Origin of the sequence: Sporomusa sp. KB1, assembly GCF_007830295.1 — a bacterium.
Lineage (GTDB): Bacteria > Bacillota > Negativicutes > Sporomusales > Sporomusaceae > Sporomusa.
This window is the reverse complement of sequence record NZ_VLKC01000002.1, coordinates 1,531,605-1,555,949: the sequence shown is the minus strand read 5'-3', so window position 1 is coordinate 1,555,949 and position 24,345 is coordinate 1,531,605. Positions and strand designations below refer to the sequence as shown.

The window sequence follows — 24,345 nt, the reverse complement described above, 5'->3', positions numbered from 1 at the left end:
CTCAATCCTTCGCTGCCGTTTAAAACACAAAGTGGACAATCTCTACACACATTGCATAGAGATTGTCCACTTTGACAAGATATATAAATAGTACAATGTGGATATAAATTAGTCAAGCTGTTAGTAAATGAGCAGCAGTCAATAAGCTGGAATGCAAACCTGAAGTATATAAATAGATACTAGGGAACCCCCAAGTAAGTACTTGTAAAAGAGTATGCTGTCCGCTACTATTATAATAGTGAACAGATGCATGGAATTTCCAGAAATTTCATAAACACAGTAAGGGGTGAATGTTATGAAGCAGTCAAAAGTTTTCTTTACCAATTTGCGCGCAACCCCCAAGATGAATTTGCTGCGAAAGTTGGAGAAGCTTGTAAAAAAAGCTGGAATTAAAGAAATTGATTTCAAGGGTAAGTTTGCTGCAATAAAAATACATTTTGGTGAGCCTGGCAATCTTGCTTTTCTCAGACCGAATTATTCCAAGGTTATTGCTGATGTAATCAAAGACCAGGGTGGCAAAGTGTTTCTTACCGATTGCAACACATTGTATGTAGGCAGGCGTAAAGATGCCCTGGAGCATTTGGATGCTGCTTACGAAAATGGGTATAATCCGTTTACAACCGGCTGTCAGATTATTATCGGTGATGGGTTAAAGGGAACTGATGAGGCCTATGTTCCTGTTCCTAGCGGCGAATATGTTAAAGAAGCCAAAATTGGGCGGGCCATAATGGATGCCGATATTGTGATCAGTTTGAACCATTTTAAAGGCCACGAGCTTACCGGATTCGGCGGTGCATTAAAAAACATCGGCATGGGCTGTGGTTCAAGAGCCGGTAAGATGGAGATGCATAGTGATGGTAAACCTAAGGTAAAAAGCAAAACTTGTGTAGGTTGTGGCGCCTGCGGAAAAATTTGTGCTCATAAGGCGATAACGGTTACTGATAAACAGGCACAGATTGACCATGCCAGATGTGTCGGCTGCGGAAGATGTATCGGCGTTTGTCATGTTAATGCGATTGCTGCGGCATGGGATGAGTCCAATGATATTCTAAACAAGAAAATTGCCGAGTATTCGTGGGCTGTATTACATGACAGACCACACTTTCATATCAGCTTAGTTGTTGATGTAGCACCATTTTGTGATTGTCATGCCGAAAATGACGTACCCATAATTCCCGATATCGGGATGTTCGCCTCGTTTGACCCGGTAGCACTTGATATGGCTTGTGCCGATATGGCTAACCAGGCTCCGGTTATCTCAGGCAGCTACTTGGCTGAACAGCTAGCAAACCAAGGGAGTGACGGTGGAAAACAGGATCATTTTCATGCCACTCATCCGGAAACCAATTGGCGGGTGTGCCTTGATCATGCCGAAAAAATTGGTATCGGCACAAAGGGTTATGAGCTTATTGAAATCTAATCAGGCTTAGCAAGAATCCGTAGATAAATGTTATCTACGGATTTTTTGGGTTAACTCGGGTCGTTTTGTGACTTGAAAGAGAGGAATATAGACTTTTTTGTCAGTAAATTTCGGTTATTTAGGACATGGAAAAAGGGTTTTGTCTTCGAAGCTATAATATATAAAAAAAGTAACAATATGGGACAGTCTGCAACTGGCAAAATTATAATCAGAAGGTGAGACAATATGTCAATGGAAAAAACGTCAATTGATTTTTCATCCACCCACAAAGTGATCCAAAAGTACCCGCAGGAGAAGCGTTACACCCTGGCGATTCTTCAAGATATCCAACGTGAGTATAATTACATCCCCAGGGAAGCGCTGCTTATATTGGCTAAATATCTCGATACTCCGCTAAGCAAGTTATATAGCATGGCAACATTTTATAAGGCCTTAAGCCTGACGCCAAAAGGTGACAATATTATTAAGGTTTGCGATGGTACAGCCTGTCACATTAGGTCGTCGATGATTATCATTGATGAAATCGAGAAATCCCTTCATATTAAACCGGGTGAAACTAGCGCAGATGGGCGTTTTTCTCTGGAAACAGTAAATTGTCTCGGGTCCTGTGCGATTGCTCCTGTTATTGTTGTGAATGAAACCTACTATGGAAAAGTTACGGCAGCTAGAATTAGAGAAATCCTGGGCGAATATGGGGGAGAACTAAATGGGTGCGAATAGCCAAAAAAAGGTACTGGTTTGCTGTGGCACCGGCTGCCTTGCTAATAATAGTCTGGAAATCTATACAGGGTTAAAAAATAAAGTGTTGGCAGCAAGCGTAGCAGTTAGCGTCGAACCGATCATAAAAGCTACCGGTTGCAATGGATTTTGTGAAAAAGGTCCAATTGTGAAAATCATGCCTGATGATATTTCTTATTATAAAGTTAAGCAGGCAGATGTTGACGAAATATTTGAAAAGTCTATTATGGCCGACGAGGTCATCGACAGACTTCTATATGTGGATGCTGCCACAGGCAAAAAGGTGCAATCGCAAAACGATAACGATTTCTATAAAAAGCAGATGAAGCTGGCGTTGCGGAATATCGGCGAGATTGATCCTGCTGATATCGATGACTATATCGAGAGGCTCGGTTATCAAGCATTGAACAAGGTGCTGTTTGCCATGACTCCGGCTCAGGTTATCTCAGAAGTAGCGGACTCCGGCTTGCGGGGCCGGGGCGGTGCTGGTTTTCCTACAGGTCGTAAATGGAAGCAATGTGCGGGCTATGACAATTTTCCCAAGTATGTGGTATGCAACGGTGATGAGGGTGACCCTGGCGCCTTTATGGATAGAAGTATTATGGAGGGTGACCCCAATAGTATCATTGAAGGAATGCTGATTGCCGGCTATGCGATACAGTCCGAAATGGGCTATATCTACATCAGAGATGAATATTCGTTAGCAATCAAGAATTTGGATATCGCTATCGCCAAAGCCAAAGAGCGTGGTTTCCTCGGGCAGAACATTTTAGGAAGCGGCTTCAATTTTGACATCCAAATTGTACGAGGCGGCGGTGCCTTTGTTTGCGGCGAGTCTACTGCTCTTATGGCTTCTATTGAAGGCAATGTTGGCGAGCCGAGGGCTAAATATGTCCGCTCTGTAGAGAAAGGCCTTTGGGGACAACCGACCATTCTCAACAATGTTGAAACCTGGGCCAATATCCCGCTAATTATCAACAACGGCAGTGAATGGTTTAGGGGCATTGGTGCAAAAGGGAGTACAGGTACCAAGGTATTTTCCCTTGTTGGCAAGGTCAAGAATACCGGCTTGGTGGAAGTACCAATGGGTATACCCTTACGGGAACTGATATTTGGCATTGGCGGCGGCGTGATTGGCAACAAGAAATTCAAAGCTGTTCAAAGCGGTGGGCCGTCAGGCGGCTGTATTCCGGAAAGTCTACTGGATCTTAAGGTTGATTTTGACACCCTTGCAGAGGCTGGCTCAATGATGGGATCAGGTGGCATGATTATCATGGATGAGCGAACCTGCATGGTCGATGTGGCCAGGTACTATGTCAACTTTCTGGCAGAGGAATCTTGCGGCAAATGTGTTCCTTGCCGGGAGGGTCTAAAGAGAATGCTCGACATCCTAAATGATATTTGTAATGGAAAAGGTCAGTTAGGCGATATCGAAACTTTGGAAGAAATTTGCAGCATGACCAGCGAAGCTGCACTATGCGGACTGGGAAAGAGTGCGCCCAATCCGGTTGTGTCGACCCTCAAATACTTTAGGGACGAGTACATAGCGCATATTGTTGATAAAAAATGTCCGGCTGGAATATGCAAGGAGCTAACTACGTTCTACATTGATCAGGAGTTGTGCATAGGTTGCGGAAAGTGCAAAAGAAATTGTCCGGCGATGGCTATTGAGGGCGAGGCTAAGGCTTCCCATACACTAGATATGCAAAAATGCATTAAGTGCGGAAATTGCGTTGATTCCTGCAAATTTAATGCAGTGAAGGTCGGAGAGGAGGCTATTTGATGAATATAACCATCGACGGTAAGATATGCCAGGCAGAAGCAGGAGAATTTCTCTTGGCTGTAGCACAGCGTAACAATATTTATATTCCTACCCTGTGCCACAGTGACGCCCTGCCTGGTCAGGCAAGCTGCCGGCTATGTATTGTTGAAGTAGTTGAAAACGGCTGGCATAAGGTTGTTACTTCCTGTGTTTACCCGGTTACCAAGGAAGTGGAAGTAATTACTAATTCCGCCAAAATACTCGGGATGAGAAAGACTATTATCATGCTACTCTCAGCAAGGGTTCCCAACAATCAGCAAATAAATAAGCTTAGAGAAGAATATTCAGTTTCTAAACCTGCAAGATTTACTTCAGCAACTGATGAGCAGTGTATTCTATGCGGATTGTGTGTAAAAGCCTGTGAAACAGTGGGTTTAGCTGCAATATCCACAATAAGCAGAGGAATTACGAAAAAAGTAGCTACTCCATATGATGAACCCTCGGAGGCGTGCATGGGTTGTGGTGCATGCGCCCAAGTATGTCCTACCGGAGCCATACCTATTCGTGAAGAAAAACAGCACAGAACGATATGGAACAAAAAGTTTGCATTGCTAAGCTGCAAGTCGTGTGGCAAGCACTTCATAACCCAAGAACAAATTGAATATATGCGTAACAAGCTGGGCTCTACAGACGATGAAATCTTATGTGAAAGCTGTAAGCGAACGCATATTTTTAAAAAATTTAAAGACTTATATGGCGTTGCTGCGAAGTAACGAAATAAAGAAAGATCCTACAGCGATACGGTGCTGTAGGATCTTTTTCGACTAGTTGCTAAATAACTCAGTCCTGGCTGCTGCTTGCGCAGTCTTCCAGCACGGCAACCTGCCCGCGCCTCTTGCCTGCTTGGAAATCAGCTACGGTGCTAAATACCAGCGCACTGGTTGGGCACGCTTTGACGCAGGCTGGAATACCCGCTTCGTCCAGGCATTCTCTGTCACATTTTACCGCCCGGCGCTTATCGCCGTCCTGGCGGATTACACCAAATGGACAGGCCATAATGCACATCCAGCAACCTATACATTTGTCCTGACGATCACTGTTGGTAACCAGGCCATCAGGGGTATGGTGGAGCGAATGGGTTGTACAGAGTTCCACACAGGGAGCTTCTTCGCAGTGACGGCAGGCAATAGGGGCTTTTAGGTTGTCAATTTGTTCGACATAAATTTGTTTAAGTGGTGGCTTATCGCTTACTATCGCGCCAACTAGCGTTTTCGAGGGTGAATGGGCTACGGCACAGGCTACTTCACAGGAATGGCAGCCCATACAGCGTTCATACCGGATAAGGATTTCTTTTTGCATGGTAATCCTCCTTACCAACTACGGGTGCTAATATTTAATTTTTGGCGCCGTTCCTGTATTGCGCTGAAAATCTTCTCGGCTGCTAGTATTGGGTCTGGCTCGACGATGAAGTAACCGCCTGTTAGTTCTTTAATGTCCTGGGTAAGAATCCTTGTGACCAGTTTGCTGCCAACGACTGGCGGCACCAATCCCAGATGGGTAGGCAAGCCAAGGGTGGCAGCCCAGGTGCCGATGGCTAAGGCTTTTTCTGTCTTGTATTCAGGTGCACTGGCAACAACAGGGAGCTGAGGAATGTCCACTTTTAGCTTGTTAGCAAGTGCCACGGCAATATCAACAGGGCGGGAGTTATCAACACAGGAGCCCATATGTAAGACCGGAGGCAACGGACCGTTTAGTCCATTGGCTTCGCCAATCGCTGTGAGTACGGCTTTTAGTCCGTCACCAGCATAGTTGAGTGTTGCCTGTGGATCTAATAGGCCATTGCGGGCAAAGGCGCCAGCGCCGCACCCGGTAGCCAATACCAGAATATTGCGGGCAATCAGTTCTTTGGCAATAGCAACAAAATTTTGGTCATGACCAACTTTGATATTGCTGCAACCAGCAAATAATACGACACCTTGAATATTGCCGTTGACGATATTGTCGACAAGCGGTTGCAACGGGTCGTCGGCATTTAGTTTGGCTAAGGCGCCCACAATAGTCTCAGTCGAGAAGCCTGCAACCACCTTGCTGGTTTTGGGAGGGATATGAACAGGCTTATTTAGGCGGCGTTTAAAGGCGGTAATTGCTATCCTGATTATTTCGCGAGCCTTTTCGCTAGCATGGTCTTCATCAAATTCAATATGGGTTGCCCCCGGTATTTTTGCGATATCCATGGTAGTAATCAGCGGGGTGCCAAAACAGGCAGCAACAGTAGGCAACGAAGGATAGACACACTGATAATCGACGATCATGGCATCAAGGGCACCTGTAAGAATAGGCAGTTCCTGCGAAACAGCAGTGGTGACAGTTGGTACGCCATGGCGCATGAGAACTTCGTTGCCGGTGCAGCAGATTCCCATTAGCTGGATGCCTTGTTCGGCGCCGGCTGCCTTGGCCTCGGCTAAGATCTCAGGCTCGCGGGAGGTTGCGACGATCATGTCGGAAAGAAGGGGATTGTGTCCATGAAGAGCGATGTTTACAGCCTTTTCCCTAATCACGCCCATGTTGGCCTCACTCACTGTTGGTGCTGGAATACCAAAAAGAATATCGGCTAAGTCAGTACCTAAGTGGCAACCAGCAAAATCTGCTATTGCACCTTTAATACCGCCTAACAGTAAGTTTACTGGGTCAGCGTCTACCCCTAGGGTAGTACGATGCATGATCTCAGCAATAATGCTGTCAATACCATAAGGTATTACCTTCAGCTCGTTTAGTTTGGCTATCCGTCCAGCAGTCAAGGTGGTTGCTGCCCAGGCGTTGGGAGTTTCACGTTCGGAAAACTCGTCCAGTGCGGCTTGGGCGACATCGCCAGCTATTTCCTTGGTGCTGCGATTTTCCGTTGGAATGCCTAAGCGTGCGGCCACGGCGTTTAGCTTGGCTGCTTCTTTGACCTCGTAAGCAAGAGCCTCACCTTTTGCCACCTTTTTTAGAACATGAGCCAAATGCTTACCATGGCCGGAATGGCTGGCTGCTCCGCCTGCGATTCCGCGGATGAGGTTACGGGCAACTATGGTATCGGCGTTGGCACCACAAACACCGACGTCTGGTCCGTCACCAAAGGGGTTAATCCGACAAGGGCCTTGTAGACAATTGCGACAGCAGATACCGCTTTCACCAAAGCCGCATTGCGGCAGTTGACTTTGATAGCGGTCCCACACAGTTGAAACATTACTTGTTTTGGCTACATCTAACATTTCTTTTACACTTGAATCTAATGGCTCTTGGCTCTTCATGAACCTAATCAGCTCCTTTACTGAATTCTGTATTGTCGACCATATTTGTTTAATATTCCAGTCAGTATATTGTATTCCTGCTAACAAAGTTGACTTTATTATAGTTTTTTCGACATAAAAGTAATGACATAGCGTTTGCCAGGGAGGCCATAGGCAGGTTTTTTCTGTGGCCTCTTTTTCCTAGTTTGACTTGAGTACAATCGTGTGGGGTGGTAACCTAGAAGCAGGATGTAAAAGCAATACTCCAGGACGAAGGGTAATACATATGTCTTTAAACAAAGTGGTAAAAACTTCAGTACGGAATTTAGTTGAATTTGTACTCCGGTCAGGGGATTTATCAGCAGCATTTACCGGCAGTTCCCGCATGGTCGAAGGAAGTAAAATTCATCGTAAAATCCAGCAAGCGCAAGGGTCGGAGTATGAACCAGAGGTAAGTTTGGCAATAGTGGTTGAGCGGCCTGATGTGAACTTACAGATCAGCGGGCGGGCCGATGGTATTATTACTACAAAAGACGGGACAGGCAATAAACAGGTAACTATTGATGAGATCAAGTCAGTTACCGATGAGCTTGATGAAATACAGGAAGACTATAATCCGCTGCACTGGGCGCAGGCCAAGTGTTATGCTTATATGTATGCCATCCAGCAGGGTTTACCAAAAATAAGTGTCCGGATTTCTTATTGCCAGGTCGCTAGCTTAGAAATGAAGATTTTTGAAAAAGTTTATTCTGTTGGCGAGCTATCAGACTTTTTTGAATCCCTGATAACACAGTATGCACTATGGGCTAAACGGCTTGGCGATTGGATAGAGGTTCGGAATGTCTCAGCTCAATTGCTGCAATTCCCTTTTCCGGAGTTTCGTCATAGCCAGAGGCAATTGGCTGTGGCCGTATATACAACATTGACTAAGGGGCGTAAGCTGTTTGCACAGGCACCAACAGGTACCGGCAAGACGATGGCAACCATATTTCCAGCCGTCAAGGCATTAGGCCTGGGGCAGGTGGAGAAACTATTTTTTCTTACAGCCAAAACGGTAACCCGGGAGTTAGCAGAAGAGGCCTTTGCCAGGCTGCGGCAAGGAGGGCTGCAATGTAAAACGCTGACCCTGACGGCCAAAGACAAAACTTGTTTTATGCCGGGGGCAGCCTGTACCCCGGAAGAATGCCAGTATGCTAAGGGTTATTATGATCGCATTAACTTGGCGCTGAACGATTGCTGGCATCTGGAAGCCTTCACGCGGGAGACAATTGAACAAGTTGCCCGGGATCACAGGCTTTGCCCTTTTGAATTGTCGCTGGATTTAGCTTTGTGGGCAGACATAGTTATATGTGACTATAACTATGTTTTTGATCCCAGGGTATATTTGAAACGCTTCTTTTGCGAGAATAATGACCAGTATTGTTTTTTGGTGGATGAGGCCCATAATCTTGTTGACCGGGCCAGGGACATGTTTTCAGCAGAAATAACCAAACAGAGTTTTCTGGATCTAAAGAAAAGCATAAAGCACGAACTTCCCCGGCTGGCTAAAGCTGCGGACAAGATAAACTCATATATGTTAAAGGCTGGAAAGCTGTGTGTGGAAAAATCCGCAGTGGGTGAAGCCGATTATTACGTGGCAGCAGTACTGCCGGCTGAGGTTTTGCCACAACTCAGAAAGTTTATGGAGTTGGCTGAAAAATGGTTGGCCAAGAATGAACAGACCAGTTTTCGTGAAGAGTTATTAGAACTGTACTTCAAGGTCAATGCTTTTCTGCGGACTTCGGAGCTGTATGATGAGCGGTATGTGACCTACTGTGAGAAGCTGGAAAAGGATGTAAAACTCAAGCTGTTTTGCGTTAATCCCTCAGAATTGCTGCGGCAGGCGGTTAAACGGGGGCGGGCCGCTATCTTTTTCTCTGCTACATTAACGCCGCTTGCCTATTTTTCAGAGATTCTAGGCGGTGAGGAGGAAGATGGCAAAATAGCTGTTCCTTCCCCTTTTTCTCATGATAATCTAGGACTCTTAGTTGCTGATACGATTAGTACAACCTATAAAATGCGGCAACAAACCTATGAAGCTATTGTCGATAGTATAACAGCAGCAATTGGGGTAAAAAAGGGAAATTACCTGGTGTTTTTACCATCTTACCGTTATATGGAGGAAGTATGTCAGCGCTTTTCCTCGAAAAACCCGTCAACAAGGGTGATTCGACAAATGGGTGAGATGACGGAAGCGGAGCGAGCGGAGTTTTTACAACATTTTTCTGATGACAACGCGGCTACCCTTGTGGGCTTCGCTGTTTTGGGCGGGATATTCGGTGAGGGAATTGATCTGACTGGCGAACGTCTTGTTGGGGCCATTATCGTTGGCGTCGGTCTGCCTAAGATTTGTCTGGAACGGGAAATCGTCAGGCAATGGTTTGATAAGACAAACCGCCAGGGGTTTGAGTACGCCTATGTTTATCCGGGAATGAACAAGGTCTTGCAAGCAGCCGGACGGGTAATTCGTACCGAACAAGACCGGGGACTGATACTCTTAATTGATGCCAGGTTTTCGCAGCCGAGGTATAGACGCCTATTTCCACCAGAATGGCGGGGGGCAGTAAATGCCAAAAGTGTTACTACTATTGCGGATAAGGCAAAGATGTTTTGGCTTAAGAGGTAGGGAACGCGCCAAAGTAACAGGCTGTATATAAAAAGACAAAGTACCTAATTTCAGTATAAGTCGAATTAGGTACTTTGTCTTTTACGTTAGCCTGCTTCTTATACGAGAGTACGTTACTTCAAGGTACGACCGGCATTCTCGGCCATAGTCAGGAGTTGAGGTTGGCTGTTTATAGCATCTGCTGGTCCCAATTCACCGCCTACTATATTTTGGACTAGCTCCATCTTGAAAAAGCTGCCAAGCCAATGATTGAAGTAATCTGTTAATGATTGAAATACTGCCGCCGGTGCGCCACTGGCGGTTACAGTGATATATTTTTTCCCTGGCAAATGATAAATGTGGTAATTCTCACTTAGGAATGGGTACCACCGGTCAAAAAAGTTTTTCATTTGCCCGGTCATTTGTCCCATATATACCGGCGTTCCAAACACAAGGCAGTCAGCTTCGATAATTTTGGTATATAGTTTTTGCATGTCATCTTTGACAGCACAGTACTCGACCTTGCCGCTTTTACAAGCGCAGCAAGCAGTACAATCGGAAATTTTTAGGCTAGCGAGGTTGATTACCTCTGTCTCGTGGCCTGCGCTAGCAGCTCCTTTACAGACGGCATTGACCATGGCGGTTGTATTGCCATTTCGTGGACTACCGAGAAATGCTAATACTTTCAAATGTAATTCCTCCCGTCGTTTCAAATCATTTTAAGGCATAGACCTTGGCGTGAGATCTCTTTCCATTTGCTAATTTCTCCATAAAGCGTTAATTCCCTCTGTCTTTCTAAAGGTTCATATTTTGTTAACAGAAACCAACTAGCTAGAGTTTATTGTGGTGATGCGGATGATTTGATATGATATAGCAAGACACGGGTTAATTGGAGGATGCAGTATATATGATGATTATCGCCATTGGTTTCATTAGCTTGGCTGGCCTTTTTTATACTCTGGCTGTATTAGCAGAAAAGGCTCAAAACAATTTGAATTGGTGGCACGTAGTAGTTTTTTGGTTAGGACTAGTATTTGATAGTATCGGTACTACTGCAATGAGCCAAATTGCAGGGAGATTTCAGGCTGATTTTCATGGCTTGACAGGGATGTTTGCTATACTTCTTATGTTTATTCATACCATATGGGCAACATGGGTATTATACTCAGAGAATAACTATTTAAAAGTTAATTTTCATAAGTTAAGTATTTTCGTATGGCTAATATGGTTAATACCAATGATTTCAGGTGTACTCTTTAGTACTTTTAAACTGCATTAGTATTCTCATTTTGTTTAAAAGAAATTTTGTCGAACTTATTCAGCTGATTTATAATTTTTGAATTAGGGGTGACGGATTAGTGAAAGGTGCAAAAAAAGTGAGCGCAAGCTATGAACTTGCTCAAGAAAATTTGAAACAGATATTTAATAATCTGCCCCATACAATTTTTGTAACTGATAAGTACGGTAATATATTGCTTTCGAATACAACGACAGCCCTGACACTTGATATGTCAATTGATCGATTGCTTACATCCAATGTTAGGGATTTAGTAAACAACGAATTTTATAATAAATCCTACGCGCTTGAGGCTGTAGAAAAAAAGTGTGAACAGAGCGGCATGTTAAGAACTAAACTTGGCATTGTCCATTATTCGAGAAGTACGCCGGTATTTGACGATAAAGGTGAAGTTATTTTAGTCGTAACGTACGGTATACCTCCTGCTGCGCAGGCATTACCTGTTAGCCACGAGGAACAAGAACAAAATAGCCGGCGTACGCGAGAAATTGAGTATTTAAGAAGGTATGTTTTAGAAACCGAAACAATTGTGGCGGAAAGTAAGGAAATGAAGCAAGTATTACTGGAGACTCATAACGTGGCGCAGGTTGATAGTACAGTCTTGCTATTAGGTGAATCGGGAACAGGCAAAGAGATATTAGCTAAATATATACATCGGCATAGTAAAAGATCCGAGAAAGCCTTTATTGCGGTGAATTGTGCCAACCTGCCAGAAAATCTGGTTGAATCTGAGCTGTTCGGCTATGAAAAAGGAGCTTTCACAGGAGCACGTGCAGAAGGAAAAGTGGGATTGTTTGAGGCTGCTCATCAGGGTACATTGTTTTTAGATGAGATTGCCGAGCTTCCTTTTTTGTTGCAGGCAAAATTGTTGAGAGTGTTAGAAACTTACGAAGTTCGGCGTATCGGCAGCAATATGGACCGGAAGATGGATTTTAGGCTTATTGCCGCTACAAATAAGGATCTGGGAAAGATGGTTGCGGAGGGGAAGTTCCGCAGTGACTTATATTATCGTCTCAACGTTATACCCATAGTGATACCGCCACTAAGAGAGCGGCCGGAAGATGTTGCGACTCTGGCCTTACGCTTCTTGGATTACTTTAATAAGAAATATGGATTGGAAGTTGAATTTGATGCCGAGACCTTTACGGCTTTGCAAAGTTATAAGTGGCCGGGCAATGTACGTGAATTGCGCAGTACTGTCGAACGCAAAGTCATTAGTAGTATGCAGGCCGGTCAACCTGATTTACTGGCCTTTGATGCAATTTCTCAAGAAAATGAATACAAGCACAATATTTTTAGCTTATTAGGGCTAAATGGCACCTTACGTGAGGTTGTCAAAACGGTGGAACGAAAATATATCCAGCATATAGTAAAAGAGTGTGGTGGAAAAATTGGTAAGGCAGCCGAACGTCTCGGAATTTACCGTACGGTTCTTTACCGCAAATTAAAAGAAATAGAACGTCAACAGGATGGGGAATAATAAAGTGATGACAAAGCTGTAAGATAGCGGCGATGTACCTAAAATGGTACATCGCCGCTTTTGTGTTGGAGAAAAAAGTGAACAAAAAGGTACATCAAAATGATGGTATTGATTGCTGATAGTGTATTTGCTGATAGTAAAACATTGGCATGAAGTTTGCTATATAGTAATGTGTATATAAATTCACAAGAAAGGAGCATTATACAAAATTGAATATATTAGAGATTTATTAAATCCAAACATAGAAAGGAGAATGAAACTATGCAAAGAAAATATCCAAACCTATGTAAATCCATTAAAATTGGAAATGTCCATTTCCGCAATCGCATGTTTTCCGCCCCTATGGGAGGAACAGATATTACTGCTGACTGTACTATTGGTCGCGCATCTACTGCTTTTTACGAGTTAAGGGCCAAAGGCGGCGCTGCCGCAGTTACCGTCAGTGAAGTGGTGGTTCATCCAGAAACAGAAGGTTCGCATATGTTTCATCTGGATCTGAAGACCGTAGGATCTCTAGCCAGCTTTACTTACACGGCAGATGCTATTCGTCGTCATGGTGCAATCCCCAGTGTCGAATTGTCTCACTCCGGGCAGTATGCCGGAACTTATCTTACAGATAAGGATAAGAAAGGCGGACTTTCCCAGTGGGGGCCAAGTGACGGAGTCCGTCCGGATGGTCTTAGGGTAAAGGAACTTACCGAAGAATTGATTGCTGATATCGTAGCCGCATATGGTAAATGTGCTGGAATCGCCAAGAGAGCCGGTTTTGAGATGATTATGATTCATGGCGGCCATGGCTGGCTGATTAATCAGTTCTTATCTCCTTATTTCAATCATAGAACCGATAAATACGGCGGTAGTTTGGAAAACAGAGTGCGGCTTGCTCAGGAAGTTATTGACAGTGTCCGTGAGGCAGTTGGCCCTGGTTTTCCAATTGAGTTTAGAATGAGCGGTTCCGAATTGCTTGAGGGCGGCTATGATCTTGCCGAGGGTGTCGAAATTGCCAAACTGCTGGAATCAAGGATCGATTTATTACATGTATCGGCAGGCACTTATCAGAGAGGATTTAGTATTACACATCCCTCTATGTTTGTACCTCATGGCTGCAATGTCTACCTTGCAGCTGAAATAAAAAAACATGTAAGCATTCCTGTGGCAACACTCGGCGGTTTAAATGACCCGGCTATGATGGAAGAAATTATTGCCAGTGGGCAGGCAGATATAGTTGAAATGGCTCGCGCGTTGCTTGCTGATCATGAACTTCCGAGAAAGGTTATGAGCAACCGTGATGAGGATATTGTAAAATGCTTACGATGCTTTACCTGCATGGCGGAACGTGCTGTTACCTCCACAAGACGCTGTACGGTTAATCCTCTCATCGGCCGTGAACTGGATGGAACAGAAGTGATTCCTTCTGCTCATCCCTGCAAAGTTCTGGTAGCAGGCGGCGGCCCTGGAGGTTTGGAAGCTGCCATTACCGCGGCCAAACGCGGGCATAAGGTCATTCTCTGCGAGAAAACTGACGAGTTAGGTGGTATCTTAAAGGGAGAACAGGCAATACCCTTTAAGTATGAAATGTATCAACTAGGTGTTACACTTGGCAAGCTGGCCGAGGACGCCGGTGTGGAGATTCGCTTAAATACGACCGTCACTAAAGATTATGTAGAGAAAGAAAACGTGGATGCTTTAATTATTGCCGTTGGTTCTGAACCATTGGTACCACCAATTTATGGACTTGATGGAGAACATGTAGTTGTCGTTAACGACTATTATCTCAAGCAAGATAAGGTCAGCGACAAAGTTGTAGTTTTGGGAGGCGGATTGGCAGGCTGTGAAATAGCCATCCATCTTGCTAAGGAAGGCAAAGTGGTACAACTGGTAGAGATGAGATCGGAACTGGCTCCGGATGCGAATATCAGACACCGTCCGATTTTGTTAAAGGAAATCGAAATGAATAAGATTCATGTTCACACAGGATATAAGGGCTTGCGGGTAACAGAAGAAGGTGTTGTCTGTGCTGACGCTTATGGGGAACATCTTGTTCCAGGTACTACAGTAATCTGTGCACTTGGACAGCGAGCAAGAAGAAATGTAGTAGATGAGTTAATTGATTGTGCACCGTATGTTATAACGATCGGTGATTGTGTATCTGCCTCTACCATAACGACAGCAATTTATCAGGGATATCATGCCGCACTTGATATCTAATTGGGATACTAAGGTTTGAGTTTTTTAAAAAAATCAGATGATGCAAAATTTGTGTAAATAATGAAAAATCTTCCTAAATGGCCAGAATAGGAATAAAACTATTCAAGTCAGAGGGAAGATTTTTTATGTTGTTGTGCCGAAATAGAAAGTATACAGTTTTTTGGTATGCTGCCGTGTTTGCTGCCAATGTGCCGATTTGTGCTGTTTTTTTTGCAGGAAATTAATGGCAATATAGCAAATCTAACAATATTGTACAAAAGAGTTTGAACATACTCTCAATCAGGGGAAGGCTTGCTAAATAAGATAATATAATTTGGAGGAACCATATGTGTCTCACCTGTAGTATAGTTAAGGCTGATATATTGCCAGTTGGCGGAATAATTTTTAAAGATGAGCATGTTGTTTTACATCATTGTATTGATATAAATATCCCAGGATATTTGATTATTTCACCGTTGAGGCATGTCGAGTCATATAGTGATTTGAATCAACTGGAAATACAACGTATGGGAATTATTATGAAGTTTGGAGTAACGGCTTTGGAAAAGATGGACGATGTTGAGAAGGTATATATAGCTAATTTTGGGGAGGAAACAACGCACTTTCATATGCATATCTTTCCGAGATATAAATGGATGCTAAATGATTTATCCGAAAATATATATACTGACAATAAAGTAGATGGAGCAAAATTATTTAGCTTTTGTAGAAAACATTATAAAACGGTGCCAGACCGTATGAAGCAGATTAATATTTTAGCTGTAATTGAGTCTATTCGAAATTTATTTATACAAAAATAATATATTGTAATATAGCAGAAAACAAAATATTCTTCAGGGGCAATTCTTAGGAGAGTGCGTTAGATTGACAGAATTAATAAAGATACAACCACCATCCCGTCTTTTCTTGGAAGCAGCCGGTTACGGGAATTAATTCCGTCTAACCGGCTGCTTTTTTACTTACAAGGGACGGGTGTAAGTTTTTTGATAGGAAACCAATCTTTTTATCTTCATACACTTGCAATTCATGTAAAAGAGTACTAATATTAGTAATAGGTGGAAATTAAAAAGTAAAGTCGCCGTGTCCTATAGGTGTTAGAGCACCTATAGGCACGAGCAGGTGCACAGACACCTACACGTAACAGCGAACTGTCCAACGACGACAATCTTATTATACCCGGTTGCTAGCTGAATTACAAGTTTTGACAATCGGGGTGTAATGATTGGCGCGCAAGGCAGATGGCTGTGCGACTGCATGTAATATTCGATGGTATCATATCTTGATACAGGTTTGGCAGGACACGCTGACGGGTTCTGTTATTTGGGTTGCTTCCTGTGTCTTGATACTGTTGCAAAGATCGATTTGGATCGCATGTGTAGGGTAGAAATAATCCTGCATATGTGATCCTTTTTAATTTCCTCCTGTAAAATTCCCATTCATGGGTGATTACAGGAGGGCATAGAAGCCTCCAGATAAAATAAGGAGGGGTGGGTTTAACTGACTTATGAATAGCAGATACCTGGATTTTAAGAAACAAGAGACGGAGTTATATGATGAAATTTGGGAACTATCTGAAGAGCTTGATCGGCTGTATAAAGAGGGAAAAGATACAACCGATACTATCCAAAGATTTGAGGAGGTATTGGAAGAATTTTTTTTATTCAGGCAGCAGGGATTTGATGATGAAGAACACTTCCTTTTTTGGAAATAATGAATCGGGCTAAATAAAGTAATTGGAAGCAGAATCTTAACTGTGCGATAACAACTATAAAATAATTTATCCTTGACCTTAACATCAATGTCATACTTTATAATATAGTCAAATGAAAGCTGAGAGGCGATTATAATGCTAATTAAAGAATTGTCGCGTAGGACAGGTGTGAGTGTACGGTCAATAAGATATTATGAAACAAAGAATATCATAAATTCCAGGCGTATGGAAAACGGGTATCGGGATTATGATGATGACGCCATTGAAAGAATTAATACAATACAATTTTATTTAAGCTTAGGGATCAATACGGACGATATTGCTAAAATTATTGAGTGCCCGATTTCAATACAAAAAGACCGACCATTATGCAAGGCTGCTTATGAGTTATATAAAACAAAGTTAAATGAAGTAAACAAACAGCTTGCTATATTGCAGACAGTGCAATTGCGATTAAGAGAACGAATTAGGGAATTTGAAAGGCAGGATTATTAGTAAACATAAATAATTGTGGAGAAGAGGAGACATTATGGTTATTGATAGTCATGCCCATGTAATATTTCCGCCAGAGCGACAAATTCAATTAATGGCAGAGGCAGAAGTTGATTGTACTATCCTTTTTACTTCAACTATACACCCAGAAGCAGCAACTAGTTTAGAAAGTTTTGAAGCAGAACTTAATAAGTTGTATGATATCTTGAATGGTGTAACAAACCCGCTTAATGAACGAATACGTGCTATCAAAGAACTAACAACAGTAATTGAGGGAAATCCAGAAAAATATATTGGTTTTGGTTCAATTCCATTCGGTTTATCTTATAATGAACAATCTTGAGTGGATCGATAAATATATAGTAGCGAACGGCTTTCGGGGAATTGGAGAGTTGACTCCAGGTTCGGGGAAGATAGCTGAAATTGAACCGCTGTTTCGTGCCTCGCAGGAATTTGGCAATCTACCGTTGTGGGTGCATACGTTCATGCCTTTGAACTATGAGGATATTAAAGAGCTACTACTGCTAGCTAAAATGTATCCTACTGTTCCCTTAATACTAGGACATCTTGGCGGAGTAAATTGGCTAAATACTTTGAAGGCAGTTAAGGATATACCTAATGCGTATTTAGATTTGTCAGCAATCTTCACTACTATGGCACCCTCTTTTGCGATAAAGGAATATCCTGAACGCACATTTTTCAGTTCGGATGCACCCTACTGCTCTCCATTAACAGCAAGAACTATTATTGAACAATTAGTAAAAGACCGTCATGTTATGGAGCAAGTGCTAGGAGGGAATATCTCGAGGCTATTAAAAATATGATAATAAAGTATAGAATTGCATCTGTTTCGTAAGAACTTTAAGAAAAAATAGGGGTTTAGCAAAAAAACGGTGCAATGATGGAGTGTGCCGTTATTATTGTATTTTAGAGGAATTTAATGGAATATTGGCGAATGCAGATTAAGTATGTTTAATATCCATAAATTTTATCGGAATTAGAGAGTATTATTATAGATTGGAGGGAGAATTTTGAAATATATAGATTTAGATAACTGGAAACGAAAAGAACATTTTAACTTTTTCCGCAGGATGGATTATCCTCAATATAATATTTGTGCAAATATTGATATTACCAAATTTCTAAGCTTTGTAAGAGCAAAGGAGATTTCGTTTAACTTTGCAATGATTTATGCTTCTACTCATATTGCAAATGAAGTAATTAATTTTCGATATAGAATAAGAGAGAATCAAGTAATTTTACATGATAGACTTCATCCTTCATTTACTTATTTAAAAGCTGGCGAAGATGATTTATTCAAATTTGTTACAGCAGAAATGAGCAATGATATTTTTGCATTTACTGAATATGCTAAGAGAAAGGCGGAAAATCAAAACAATTATTTCAACTTAACGGATGTTGCCGGAAGAGATGACTTAATATATATAACTTGTATTCCCTGGGTATCTTTTACGCATCTGTCACATACTATTTCATTAAACAAAAATGATTCTGTACCAAGAATTTCTTGGGGTAAATATTTTTCAGACAATAATAAAGTCTTATTGCCGTTTTCCGTACAAGTACATCATGCATTTGTGGATGGTATACATATCGGTATTTATTTTTCAAAATTGCAAAATTATGTTGATACCCTGATATAAAATAAGTTGATAAAAATGGAGGTCACAATGGACGAAAATTTTTCGGTTAGTAATGCATTTCAAACATTTATAAAAGAAGCTCCTGAGCATCAGGAGATATGGTTGGACACAGTGCAAAAGTTAGGAACAGCCAGTAGACTGGACGCTAAAACCGAAGAATTAGCGTACATAGCTGTTTTAGCTTCAGCCAGACTTGAAGGTGGACTGCCCTTTCATGTAAAACATGCCAAGTCTCTTGGAGCTACAAGAGATGAAATCATTAGTGCCGTTCTGGTGGGGTTACCTGCTGTGGGAAATATAGTAATTCAAGCATTACCTATAGCATTAAACGCATTTGATGACGAGTGATGAAATAATGAATAGTGATGAGCAATTAGCTAATTAGGTGTGCGGTGTACTATGCGTCTAATGATGAATACGATGCCAAACTATTAAAATGGTGGAATTGGAAGGAATGAAGTTAGAGGGGAAGACCGAAACAATAACCCTATTGCCTTTTTAACATGTGCGCCCGTAGCTCAGGTAGATAGAGCGGTGGTTCCTTAAGGGACATCAACTAATAATTGTATCAATAAATACATATAAATCAAATTGTTCTGGGGATTTTCCTCGGAGCTTTTTTTATTTCCGTTTGAATTTCATTGGTGTTGAATATGCCATTTTCAGAGTGCCAGTTTCTTTGCAATATTGGTGTGATAGTATCTATTAAAGTTTTATATCACCGAAGTTGAATTTTTGCTAATTACATAGGAATTTTATGGTAATGAGGCGAACCAATAACATTACATTAGCTAGTTTTGAATGTCGATCAATCTTTTAAGGGAAGTAAATGTTCGGATGACGAGTTTGTTAATTATTATAAATGGATAAACTAACCGTTATATGTTTTGGAGGTTTTATGGACGATACCATCACAATTGTTGATTATAATCCCGACTGGGTAATTCTTTTTGAGAAAGAACGTATCTTGCTTAAGACAATTTTTGAAGATTTTATTGACATTCAACATATAGGTAGTACTTCAATATACGGATTAGAGGCAAAACCAATAATTGATATAATGCTTGGTGTCTCTGAACGTACATTAGTAGATAAAAAACAAATAAACATGTTAGAGCTAAATGGTTATAAATATAGAGGGGAAGCAGGAATACCAAATAGGCAGTTTTTCCGTAAAGGGATGCCACGTACCCATCATTTGCATGTTGTCAAATATAAAAGTGATTTTTGGTTAGAACATCTACTTTTTCGGAACTATCTAAGAGCTTTTCCCAAAGTAGCAGAAGAATATGGAAGACTTAAGAAAAGGCTTGTTCTAAAATATTCAGATGATAGGGGAAAATATACTAAAGGTAAAGGACCGTTTATTAATGAGGTGCTAGAGAAGGCTGAAATGTGGATGAAGGAAAGGGGCGATGTAACTGTACAGTAACATAAAAGTAATTCTAATTGGCGGTAGCCCTATGAGTGGCAAAACTACTTTAGCAACTACATTAGCATCAAGATATTAAGGAAAATATGGCTAATTGGCGACTTGGATGTATTGAGGCGGAGGTTAATTAATGAAACAGCATTTTATCAAGGTGCATCTAACGAAAAATTGATGATACCCAAATATCTACAGAGGAGTATGTGGCAGAATGAGAAGATATTTAATGATGTTAGAACCACAGGAGAGTACATAAAAATAACAAATGATTTAACGAAAGATGATTTGCTTAAAACAGCAATACAAATTTTAGACAAATCTTTTGAATAATTTGGACTAAGTTTTTAAATCAATATTATATTAAAGTTGTAAGAAGGTATTTAAATTGAAACAGAACATCTACGACAATGAGATTTTTTATAATTCTTATATTAAACTAAGGGTAGATTCTACTGGTCTTAATGATGTTCTTGAAATTCCTGCGTTTAGAACACTCTTGCCTGATGATTTGACTCATAAGAAGATATTGGATTTAGGGTGTGGTTTTGGAGAATCTAGCAACTGGTATGTGTCCCAGGGCGCTGAGCGGGTTATAGGTATAGACATTTCGGAAAAAATGATTTCTAGGGCAAAGCAACTCTATCAACATGATAAAATAGAATATAGATGCCTTCCCATCGAAGACATAAGCTTCCATAAAGACCAGTTTGACTTAGTTCTCAGTTCGTTAGCATTCCATTATATTGCTGATTTTAAAAATGTTTTGCAAGAAATTTATCACTGCTTAAAAAACAATGGATTACTGATTTTCTCACAAGAACATCCAATTGTGACTGCTAAAAAAGCTTCTAATGGATGGGCGAAAGGAGAAAATGGCGAAAAATTGTATTGGAAATTAGATAATTATAATGATGAAGGTATTAGAAAACAAAAATGGTTCATTGATGGTGTAATTAAATATCATCGAACAACGTCAAGCATTATTAATACATTGATTGAAACAGGGTTTAATATTGTCAGGGTTTTAGAGCCAATAGCAACAGAAGAAGCAGAATTATTAAATGAAGTTTTGAAAGAGGAACGAAGAAGACCCCCTTTTCTTATCGTAAAAGCACAAAAGGTTTAAAAAATTAAATTGTAGATGTGTTATGGTTTTGAAGGAGAAATGTATTTATGGATAAGGTTGACTATAAAAAAGAATTGAAAGAGTTGTATAAAGCGTCAGCAAAAAAGCTTTCAATAGTAACAGTTCCACCTCTGCAGCATTTAATGATTGATGGGAGCGGAAATCCCAACAATTCCATTGAATTTCAAAACGCTGTCGAAGCATTGTTTAGCGTATCTTATACATTAAAGTTCATGGTTAAGAAAACATTAGAAATTGATTATGGAGTGATGCCACTGGAAGGGCTATGGTGGAGTGATGATATGAACAATTTTAGCAGTGAGAATAAAGATAATTGGAAATGGACGCTTATGATTATGCAACCCCAATATATCACTTCAGCACTAGTAACTACTGCGATAGAAAAAGTTCGTCAAGACAAAGGTTTATCTACCTTAGATAAAATACGTTTTAATACCTATGATGAGGGGATGGTAGCTCAGATCTTACATATCGGACCTTTTTCGGAAGAAGGTCCAACGGTTGAGAGGCTACATACTTTTATTACAGACAATGGCTATCAAATGAACGGAACGCACCATGAAATTTACCTTAGTGATACCAGACGTGGCGATCCGCAAAACTGGAAAACTATCATTAGACAGCCGATTAGTATTTCGTCATAGTGGTAACCGGTGGACTGTCCCTTGGATTTCTGCACAACATATCTATAAGGGAGATATTATTAAATCTGAATTACTACAGGAAGTGCCAATTGCACCAGATTAGAAACAGACATAAAATTACCATATCAGTTTTGGCACCTGTCAGGAAGACTAGCACCTAATCCAAACGGTACAATTGATAGAGTTGTGCTGTTTTTCTAATTATAAAGGAAATATATTGTAACAAGGCAAATCCAGAAAATATATAAGAGAGTGATGATGAACCATTTTGCCCCATACAAACCAGATGACGCTATTTTAATAGTACTTTGTTGATATGCGTATAGTTGTATTTGCTGAAAGAAGTGATGAAGATTAATACAATGCTTGCAATTCAGATGAATATTTTTATGGTGATATTATTGCTCAGTGTTGCTGTGCATGCTAGATTTAGGCTAAATATAAAAGAAGAAGTTCACAGGTTGTTTCTAACATTAATATGTTTAACGATAATTATATTGATATTGGAAATCTTCAGTGTGGTATTAAATTCCAGTGATTATATTGATTTCATTGCTACACAGAAGGTGGTTGACACATTAGGATTCGCCTTAACGCCAGCAGTGCCAATTGTTGCAACGCTATATGCTTATAAAAGAACAAACAAATATAAAAAAATATCTATAAGTAAGTTTAGCTGGTTAGTAGTACCATTTATTGTTAATGGTATTTTATCGTTTGGTAGCTATCATTTTAATTGGATTTTTAGTATAACCGATGAGAATCTATATGTAAGGGGTCCGCTGTTTTTTGTTTCGCCGATGATAAGCTTTTTTTATTACATAATACACTTACTGGTTTTATATGATAATCGTAAGAATGTCAATAAAGAAGAACTAATCGTGATTAGTTCTCTTTCGCTAATTCCCGCTATGCTGTCAATTTTTCAATTGTATTACTTCATTTATTTAACAATTTGGAATAGTGTAGGGATTGCTGTCGTTATTAACTATATTTCTATTATGCACGAACAAGCGAAGCGTGACCCACTAACGGGATTAGGTAATCGCATGGCTTATGATGAATACCTTGCAAGTTGGAACAGAAAAGGCAATAACGTTTTATCGGTGGTTAATATCGATATGGATAGCTTTAAAAGTATTAATGATGCTTTTGGTCATCAGGAAGGCGACAGAGTATTGAAATTCTTTGCCAGACAATTGGAAGAGGTGTTTGAAGGGATAGGGGTTGCCATTCGTTTGGGTGGTGATGAGTTTATTATTATGCTGAATGAGAGAAGCGAAAGAAGACTAGAGCAGTATATTAAAACACTAAATGATAAGATTGATGCATATAATGAAAGTAGTGATATGCCTTACCGCATCCAATTTAGTTGCGGTAGAGCAATATTTGATGATTCATTTGATAATGTATATGAGTTTATTCGTCATAGCGATAAGCTCATGTACGAAGATAAGCAAAAGAAAAGAAGGTAGAAGCAAGCTGACCACTATAAGAATTGAACTGTTGTAGTATTGGCGTTTTCCACTTAGTCACAATTGACACCTTGCACTCGAAATGCTATACTAATTATCGTTATCTTAACTAGTGCCATAACTGCCGAACCTGCCAATTATGCCGATTTGACGTTGCTTTTGAAAATGCCATTTGGATTCCATTCTGATGCCGTTGGTATTAAAAAGGTGATTTTTCGGTAGAAAATATGGTATAATATGCAGGTGGAAAAGTAGCTAAAATACAGGTAAATCAATAGCTTGTAACATGCGCGCCCGTAGCTCAGGTGGATAGAGCGGTGGTTTCCTAAACCGCGTCTTGCGGGGGTTCGAGTCCCTCCGGGCGCACCATCTAAATACAATGATAGCAAGGCTTTAGGAGTTCTGAGCCTTGCTTTTTTGTGTGCTTTTTTTGTGGTTTATATGCAATTTGTATGTAACGGCGCTTTCTTGCGAGAGTAGGAAGAGGAAAATTGGCGATTCGAGATCAGTTATCATCATTGCTTGAACAGAATTGAAGGAGCAGTATGTGCTGATCATGTACATTTATGCGTAAGTATTCCGTCAAAATTGAGTGTAGCAGAATTTATGGGATATTTAAAAGGGAAGAGTGCGTTAATGATATACGATGTACATCCAGATCAGGGGAGTAAGTGGAACAGAGCATTTTGGGCACGAGGCTATTATGTAGCAACAGTGGGAAATATCACGGAGGAAGCAATTAAGAGATATATACAAGAACAACAGGAAGAAGCTAAGAAAGAAGAAATGAACTAAAGAGCCTCTTTCAGAGGCCGATGGTAACAGTGCTTGCGATACCCGCCTTTTAGGCGTAGCAAGTAATCAGCCCTTACAGGGCTAACAACAAAGCACCACTTGAAGTGGTGGTCATGACTAGTAAGAAGACTATTTTGGAGGAAGCTTATGTGTCTTACCTGTAATAT

Annotated in this window: 24 protein-coding genes and 1 tRNA gene; 22 read left to right on the top strand and 3 right to left on the bottom strand. The window is 40.9% G+C overall.

Going from position 1 to position 24,345, the window contains the following annotated elements; translation table 11 throughout:
* The first annotated feature begins 295 nt into the window (after window positions 1-295).
* The 4 genes from SALPA_RS10895 to SALPA_RS10880 all read left to right on the top strand — a co-directional run bounded on the left by SALPA_RS10895 (window position 296) and on the right by SALPA_RS10880 (window position 4,693).
* Window positions 296-1,420: a DUF362 domain-containing protein gene (locus tag SALPA_RS10895; RefSeq protein ID WP_145093513.1), complete on the top strand. Its 1,125-nt coding sequence runs from the start codon at window positions 296-298 to the stop codon at window positions 1,418-1,420.
* Window positions 1,421-1,645: 225 nt separating this feature from the next.
* Entirely contained in the window at window positions 1,646-2,140 is a 495-nt protein-coding gene (locus SALPA_RS10890; protein ID WP_222427956.1) for an NAD(P)H-dependent oxidoreductase subunit E, read from the top strand.
* Entirely contained in the window at window positions 2,127-3,941 is a 1,815-nt protein-coding gene (locus tag SALPA_RS10885) for an NADH-quinone oxidoreductase subunit NuoF (protein WP_145093510.1), read from the top strand. Before SALPA_RS10890 ends, SALPA_RS10885 begins: the two co-directional genes overlap by 14 nt.
* Window positions 3,941-4,693: a 4Fe-4S dicluster domain-containing protein gene (locus SALPA_RS10880; RefSeq protein ID WP_145093507.1), complete on the top strand. Its 753-nt coding sequence runs from the start codon at window positions 3,941-3,943 to the stop codon at window positions 4,691-4,693. The genes SALPA_RS10885 and SALPA_RS10880 overlap by 1 nt, the downstream gene beginning before the upstream one ends.
* A gap of 67 nt (window positions 4,694-4,760) precedes the next feature.
* On the opposite strand, the gene SALPA_RS10875 is transcribed toward SALPA_RS10880, so the two are convergent.
* Both SALPA_RS10875 and cooS read right to left on the bottom strand, forming a co-directional pair.
* Window positions 4,761-5,279, bottom strand: a complete 519-nt coding sequence (locus SALPA_RS10875; RefSeq protein ID WP_145093504.1) for a 4Fe-4S dicluster domain-containing protein — start codon at window positions 5,277-5,279, stop codon at window positions 4,761-4,763.
* Window positions 5,280-5,290: 11 nt separating this feature from the next.
* Window positions 5,291-7,213, bottom strand: a complete 1,923-nt coding sequence (cooS, locus tag SALPA_RS10870) for an anaerobic carbon-monoxide dehydrogenase catalytic subunit (protein WP_145093501.1) — start codon at window positions 7,211-7,213, stop codon at window positions 5,291-5,293.
* Window positions 7,214-7,403: 190 nt separating this feature from the next.
* Between cooS and SALPA_RS10865 the strand changes: the two genes are divergently transcribed.
* Window positions 7,404-9,857 (top strand): ATP-dependent DNA helicase, encoded by a 2,454-nt coding sequence (locus tag SALPA_RS10865; RefSeq protein ID WP_222427955.1) that lies wholly within the window; start codon window positions 7,404-7,406, stop codon window positions 9,855-9,857.
* A gap of 113 nt (window positions 9,858-9,970) precedes the next feature.
* Here the strand turns inward: SALPA_RS10865 and SALPA_RS10860 are convergent, their stop codons facing one another.
* Entirely contained in the window at window positions 9,971-10,525 is a 555-nt protein-coding gene (locus SALPA_RS10860) for a flavodoxin family protein (protein ID WP_145093495.1), read from the bottom strand.
* 218 nt (window positions 10,526-10,743) lie between these two features.
* On the opposite strand from SALPA_RS10860, the gene SALPA_RS10855 reads away from it, so the two are divergent.
* The 17 genes from SALPA_RS10855 (at window position 10,744) to tnpA (ending at window position 24,178) form a co-directional block, all read left to right on the top strand.
* The gene (locus SALPA_RS10855) at window positions 10,744-11,115 is read left to right on the top strand and encodes an HsmA family protein (protein WP_145093492.1); all 372 of its coding nucleotides are present in this window, start codon (window positions 10,744-10,746) and stop codon (window positions 11,113-11,115) included.
* Between the two features lie 79 nt (window positions 11,116-11,194).
* Window positions 11,195-12,613 (top strand): sigma-54-dependent Fis family transcriptional regulator, encoded by a 1,419-nt coding sequence (locus tag SALPA_RS10850; RefSeq protein WP_145093489.1) that lies wholly within the window; start codon window positions 11,195-11,197, stop codon window positions 12,611-12,613.
* A gap of 261 nt (window positions 12,614-12,874) precedes the next feature.
* Entirely contained in the window at window positions 12,875-14,821 is a 1,947-nt protein-coding gene (locus SALPA_RS10845) for an FAD-dependent oxidoreductase (protein WP_145093487.1), read from the top strand.
* 362 nt (window positions 14,822-15,183) lie between these two features.
* Window positions 15,184-15,621: an HIT family protein gene (locus SALPA_RS10840; RefSeq protein ID WP_255451147.1), complete on the top strand. Its 438-nt coding sequence runs from the start codon at window positions 15,184-15,186 to the stop codon at window positions 15,619-15,621.
* Between the two features lie 704 nt (window positions 15,622-16,325).
* Window positions 16,326-16,532 (top strand): hypothetical protein, encoded by a 207-nt coding sequence (locus SALPA_RS10835; protein WP_145093482.1) that lies wholly within the window; start codon window positions 16,326-16,328, stop codon window positions 16,530-16,532.
* 135 nt (window positions 16,533-16,667) lie between these two features.
* The gene (locus tag SALPA_RS10830; protein WP_145093479.1) at window positions 16,668-17,027 is read left to right on the top strand and encodes a MerR family transcriptional regulator; all 360 of its coding nucleotides are present in this window, start codon (window positions 16,668-16,670) and stop codon (window positions 17,025-17,027) included.
* Between the two features lie 34 nt (window positions 17,028-17,061).
* A complete protein-coding gene (locus SALPA_RS31500; RefSeq protein ID WP_255451146.1) occupies window positions 17,062-17,367 on the top strand; it encodes a hypothetical protein in 306 nt (101 codons plus the stop codon).
* Entirely contained in the window at window positions 17,354-17,848 is a 495-nt protein-coding gene (locus SALPA_RS31495) for an amidohydrolase family protein (RefSeq protein ID WP_255451145.1), read from the top strand. Before SALPA_RS31500 ends, SALPA_RS31495 begins: the two co-directional genes overlap by 14 nt.
* A 207-nt stretch (window positions 17,849-18,055) precedes the next feature.
* A complete protein-coding gene (locus SALPA_RS10820; RefSeq protein WP_145093476.1) occupies window positions 18,056-18,688 on the top strand; it encodes a chloramphenicol acetyltransferase in 633 nt (210 codons plus the stop codon).
* A gap of 27 nt (window positions 18,689-18,715) precedes the next feature.
* Window positions 18,716-19,036: a carboxymuconolactone decarboxylase family protein gene (locus tag SALPA_RS10815; protein ID WP_145093473.1), complete on the top strand. Its 321-nt coding sequence runs from the start codon at window positions 18,716-18,718 to the stop codon at window positions 19,034-19,036.
* Between the two features lie 514 nt (window positions 19,037-19,550).
* Entirely contained in the window at window positions 19,551-20,120 is a 570-nt protein-coding gene (locus SALPA_RS10810) for a GrpB family protein (protein ID WP_222427954.1), read from the top strand.
* 102 nt (window positions 20,121-20,222) lie between these two features.
* The gene (locus SALPA_RS30330; protein WP_222427953.1) at window positions 20,223-20,447 is read left to right on the top strand and encodes a hypothetical protein; all 225 of its coding nucleotides are present in this window, start codon (window positions 20,223-20,225) and stop codon (window positions 20,445-20,447) included.
* 55 nt (window positions 20,448-20,502) lie between these two features.
* Window positions 20,503-21,243, top strand: coding sequence for a bifunctional 2-polyprenyl-6-hydroxyphenol methylase/3-demethylubiquinol 3-O-methyltransferase UbiG (locus tag SALPA_RS10805; RefSeq protein ID WP_145093467.1), 741 nt, complete (start codon window positions 20,503-20,505; stop codon window positions 21,241-21,243).
* A gap of 47 nt (window positions 21,244-21,290) precedes the next feature.
* On the top strand, window positions 21,291-21,908 hold the full coding sequence (locus SALPA_RS10800; protein WP_145093464.1) for a GyrI-like domain-containing protein: 618 nt from the start codon (window positions 21,291-21,293) through the stop codon (window positions 21,906-21,908).
* A gap of 347 nt (window positions 21,909-22,255) precedes the next feature.
* On the top strand, window positions 22,256-23,383 hold the full coding sequence (locus tag SALPA_RS10795; protein WP_255451144.1) for a GGDEF domain-containing protein: 1,128 nt from the start codon (window positions 22,256-22,258) through the stop codon (window positions 23,381-23,383).
* 290 nt (window positions 23,384-23,673) lie between these two features.
* Window positions 23,674-23,752: transfer RNA gene (locus SALPA_RS10790), tRNA-Arg, on the top strand.
* Window positions 23,753-23,887: 135 nt separating this feature from the next.
* On the top strand, window positions 23,888-24,178 hold the full coding sequence (tnpA, locus tag SALPA_RS10785) for an IS200/IS605 family transposase (RefSeq protein ID WP_255451413.1): 291 nt from the start codon (window positions 23,888-23,890) through the stop codon (window positions 24,176-24,178).
* Window positions 24,179-24,345: the final 167 nt, after the last annotated feature.

Bases quoted from the DNA above. Each gene is read 5' to 3' on its own strand.
- SALPA_RS10835 (WP_145093482.1), top strand. From the start codon at position 16,326: ATGAATAGCAGATACCTGGATTTTAAGAAACAAGAGACGGAGTTATAT.
- SALPA_RS10810 (WP_222427954.1), top strand. From the start codon at position 19,551: ATGGATAAACTAACCGTTATATGTTTTGGAGGTTTTATGGACGATACC.
- SALPA_RS10830 (WP_145093479.1), top strand. From the start codon at position 16,668: ATGCTAATTAAAGAATTGTCGCGTAGGACAGGTGTGAGTGTACGGTCA.
- SALPA_RS31500 (WP_255451146.1), top strand. From the start codon at position 17,062: ATGGTTATTGATAGTCATGCCCATGTAATATTTCCGCCAGAGCGACAA.
- SALPA_RS10845 (WP_145093487.1), top strand. From the start codon at position 12,875: ATGCAAAGAAAATATCCAAACCTATGTAAATCCATTAAAATTGGAAAT.
- SALPA_RS10855 (WP_145093492.1), top strand. From the start codon at position 10,744: ATGATGATTATCGCCATTGGTTTCATTAGCTTGGCTGGCCTTTTTTAT.
- SALPA_RS10890 (WP_222427956.1), top strand. From the start codon at position 1,646: ATGTCAATGGAAAAAACGTCAATTGATTTTTCATCCACCCACAAAGTG.
- SALPA_RS10800 (WP_145093464.1), top strand. From the start codon at position 21,291: ATGGATAAGGTTGACTATAAAAAAGAATTGAAAGAGTTGTATAAAGCG.
- SALPA_RS10885 (WP_145093510.1), top strand. From the start codon at position 2,127: ATGGGTGCGAATAGCCAAAAAAAGGTACTGGTTTGCTGTGGCACCGGC.
- SALPA_RS10895 (WP_145093513.1), top strand. From the start codon at position 296: ATGAAGCAGTCAAAAGTTTTCTTTACCAATTTGCGCGCAACCCCCAAG.
- SALPA_RS10815 (WP_145093473.1), top strand. From the start codon at position 18,716: ATGGACGAAAATTTTTCGGTTAGTAATGCATTTCAAACATTTATAAAA.
- SALPA_RS10795 (WP_255451144.1), top strand. From the start codon at position 22,256: ATGAAGATTAATACAATGCTTGCAATTCAGATGAATATTTTTATGGTG.
- SALPA_RS10880 (WP_145093507.1), top strand. From the start codon at position 3,941: ATGAATATAACCATCGACGGTAAGATATGCCAGGCAGAAGCAGGAGAA.
- SALPA_RS10875 (WP_145093504.1), bottom strand. From the start codon at position 5,279: ATGCAAAAAGAAATCCTTATCCGGTATGAACGCTGTATGGGCTGCCAT.
- SALPA_RS31495 (WP_255451145.1), top strand. From the start codon at position 17,354: ATGAACAATCTTGAGTGGATCGATAAATATATAGTAGCGAACGGCTTT.
- cooS (WP_145093501.1), bottom strand. From the start codon at position 7,213: ATGAAGAGCCAAGAGCCATTAGATTCAAGTGTAAAAGAAATGTTAGAT.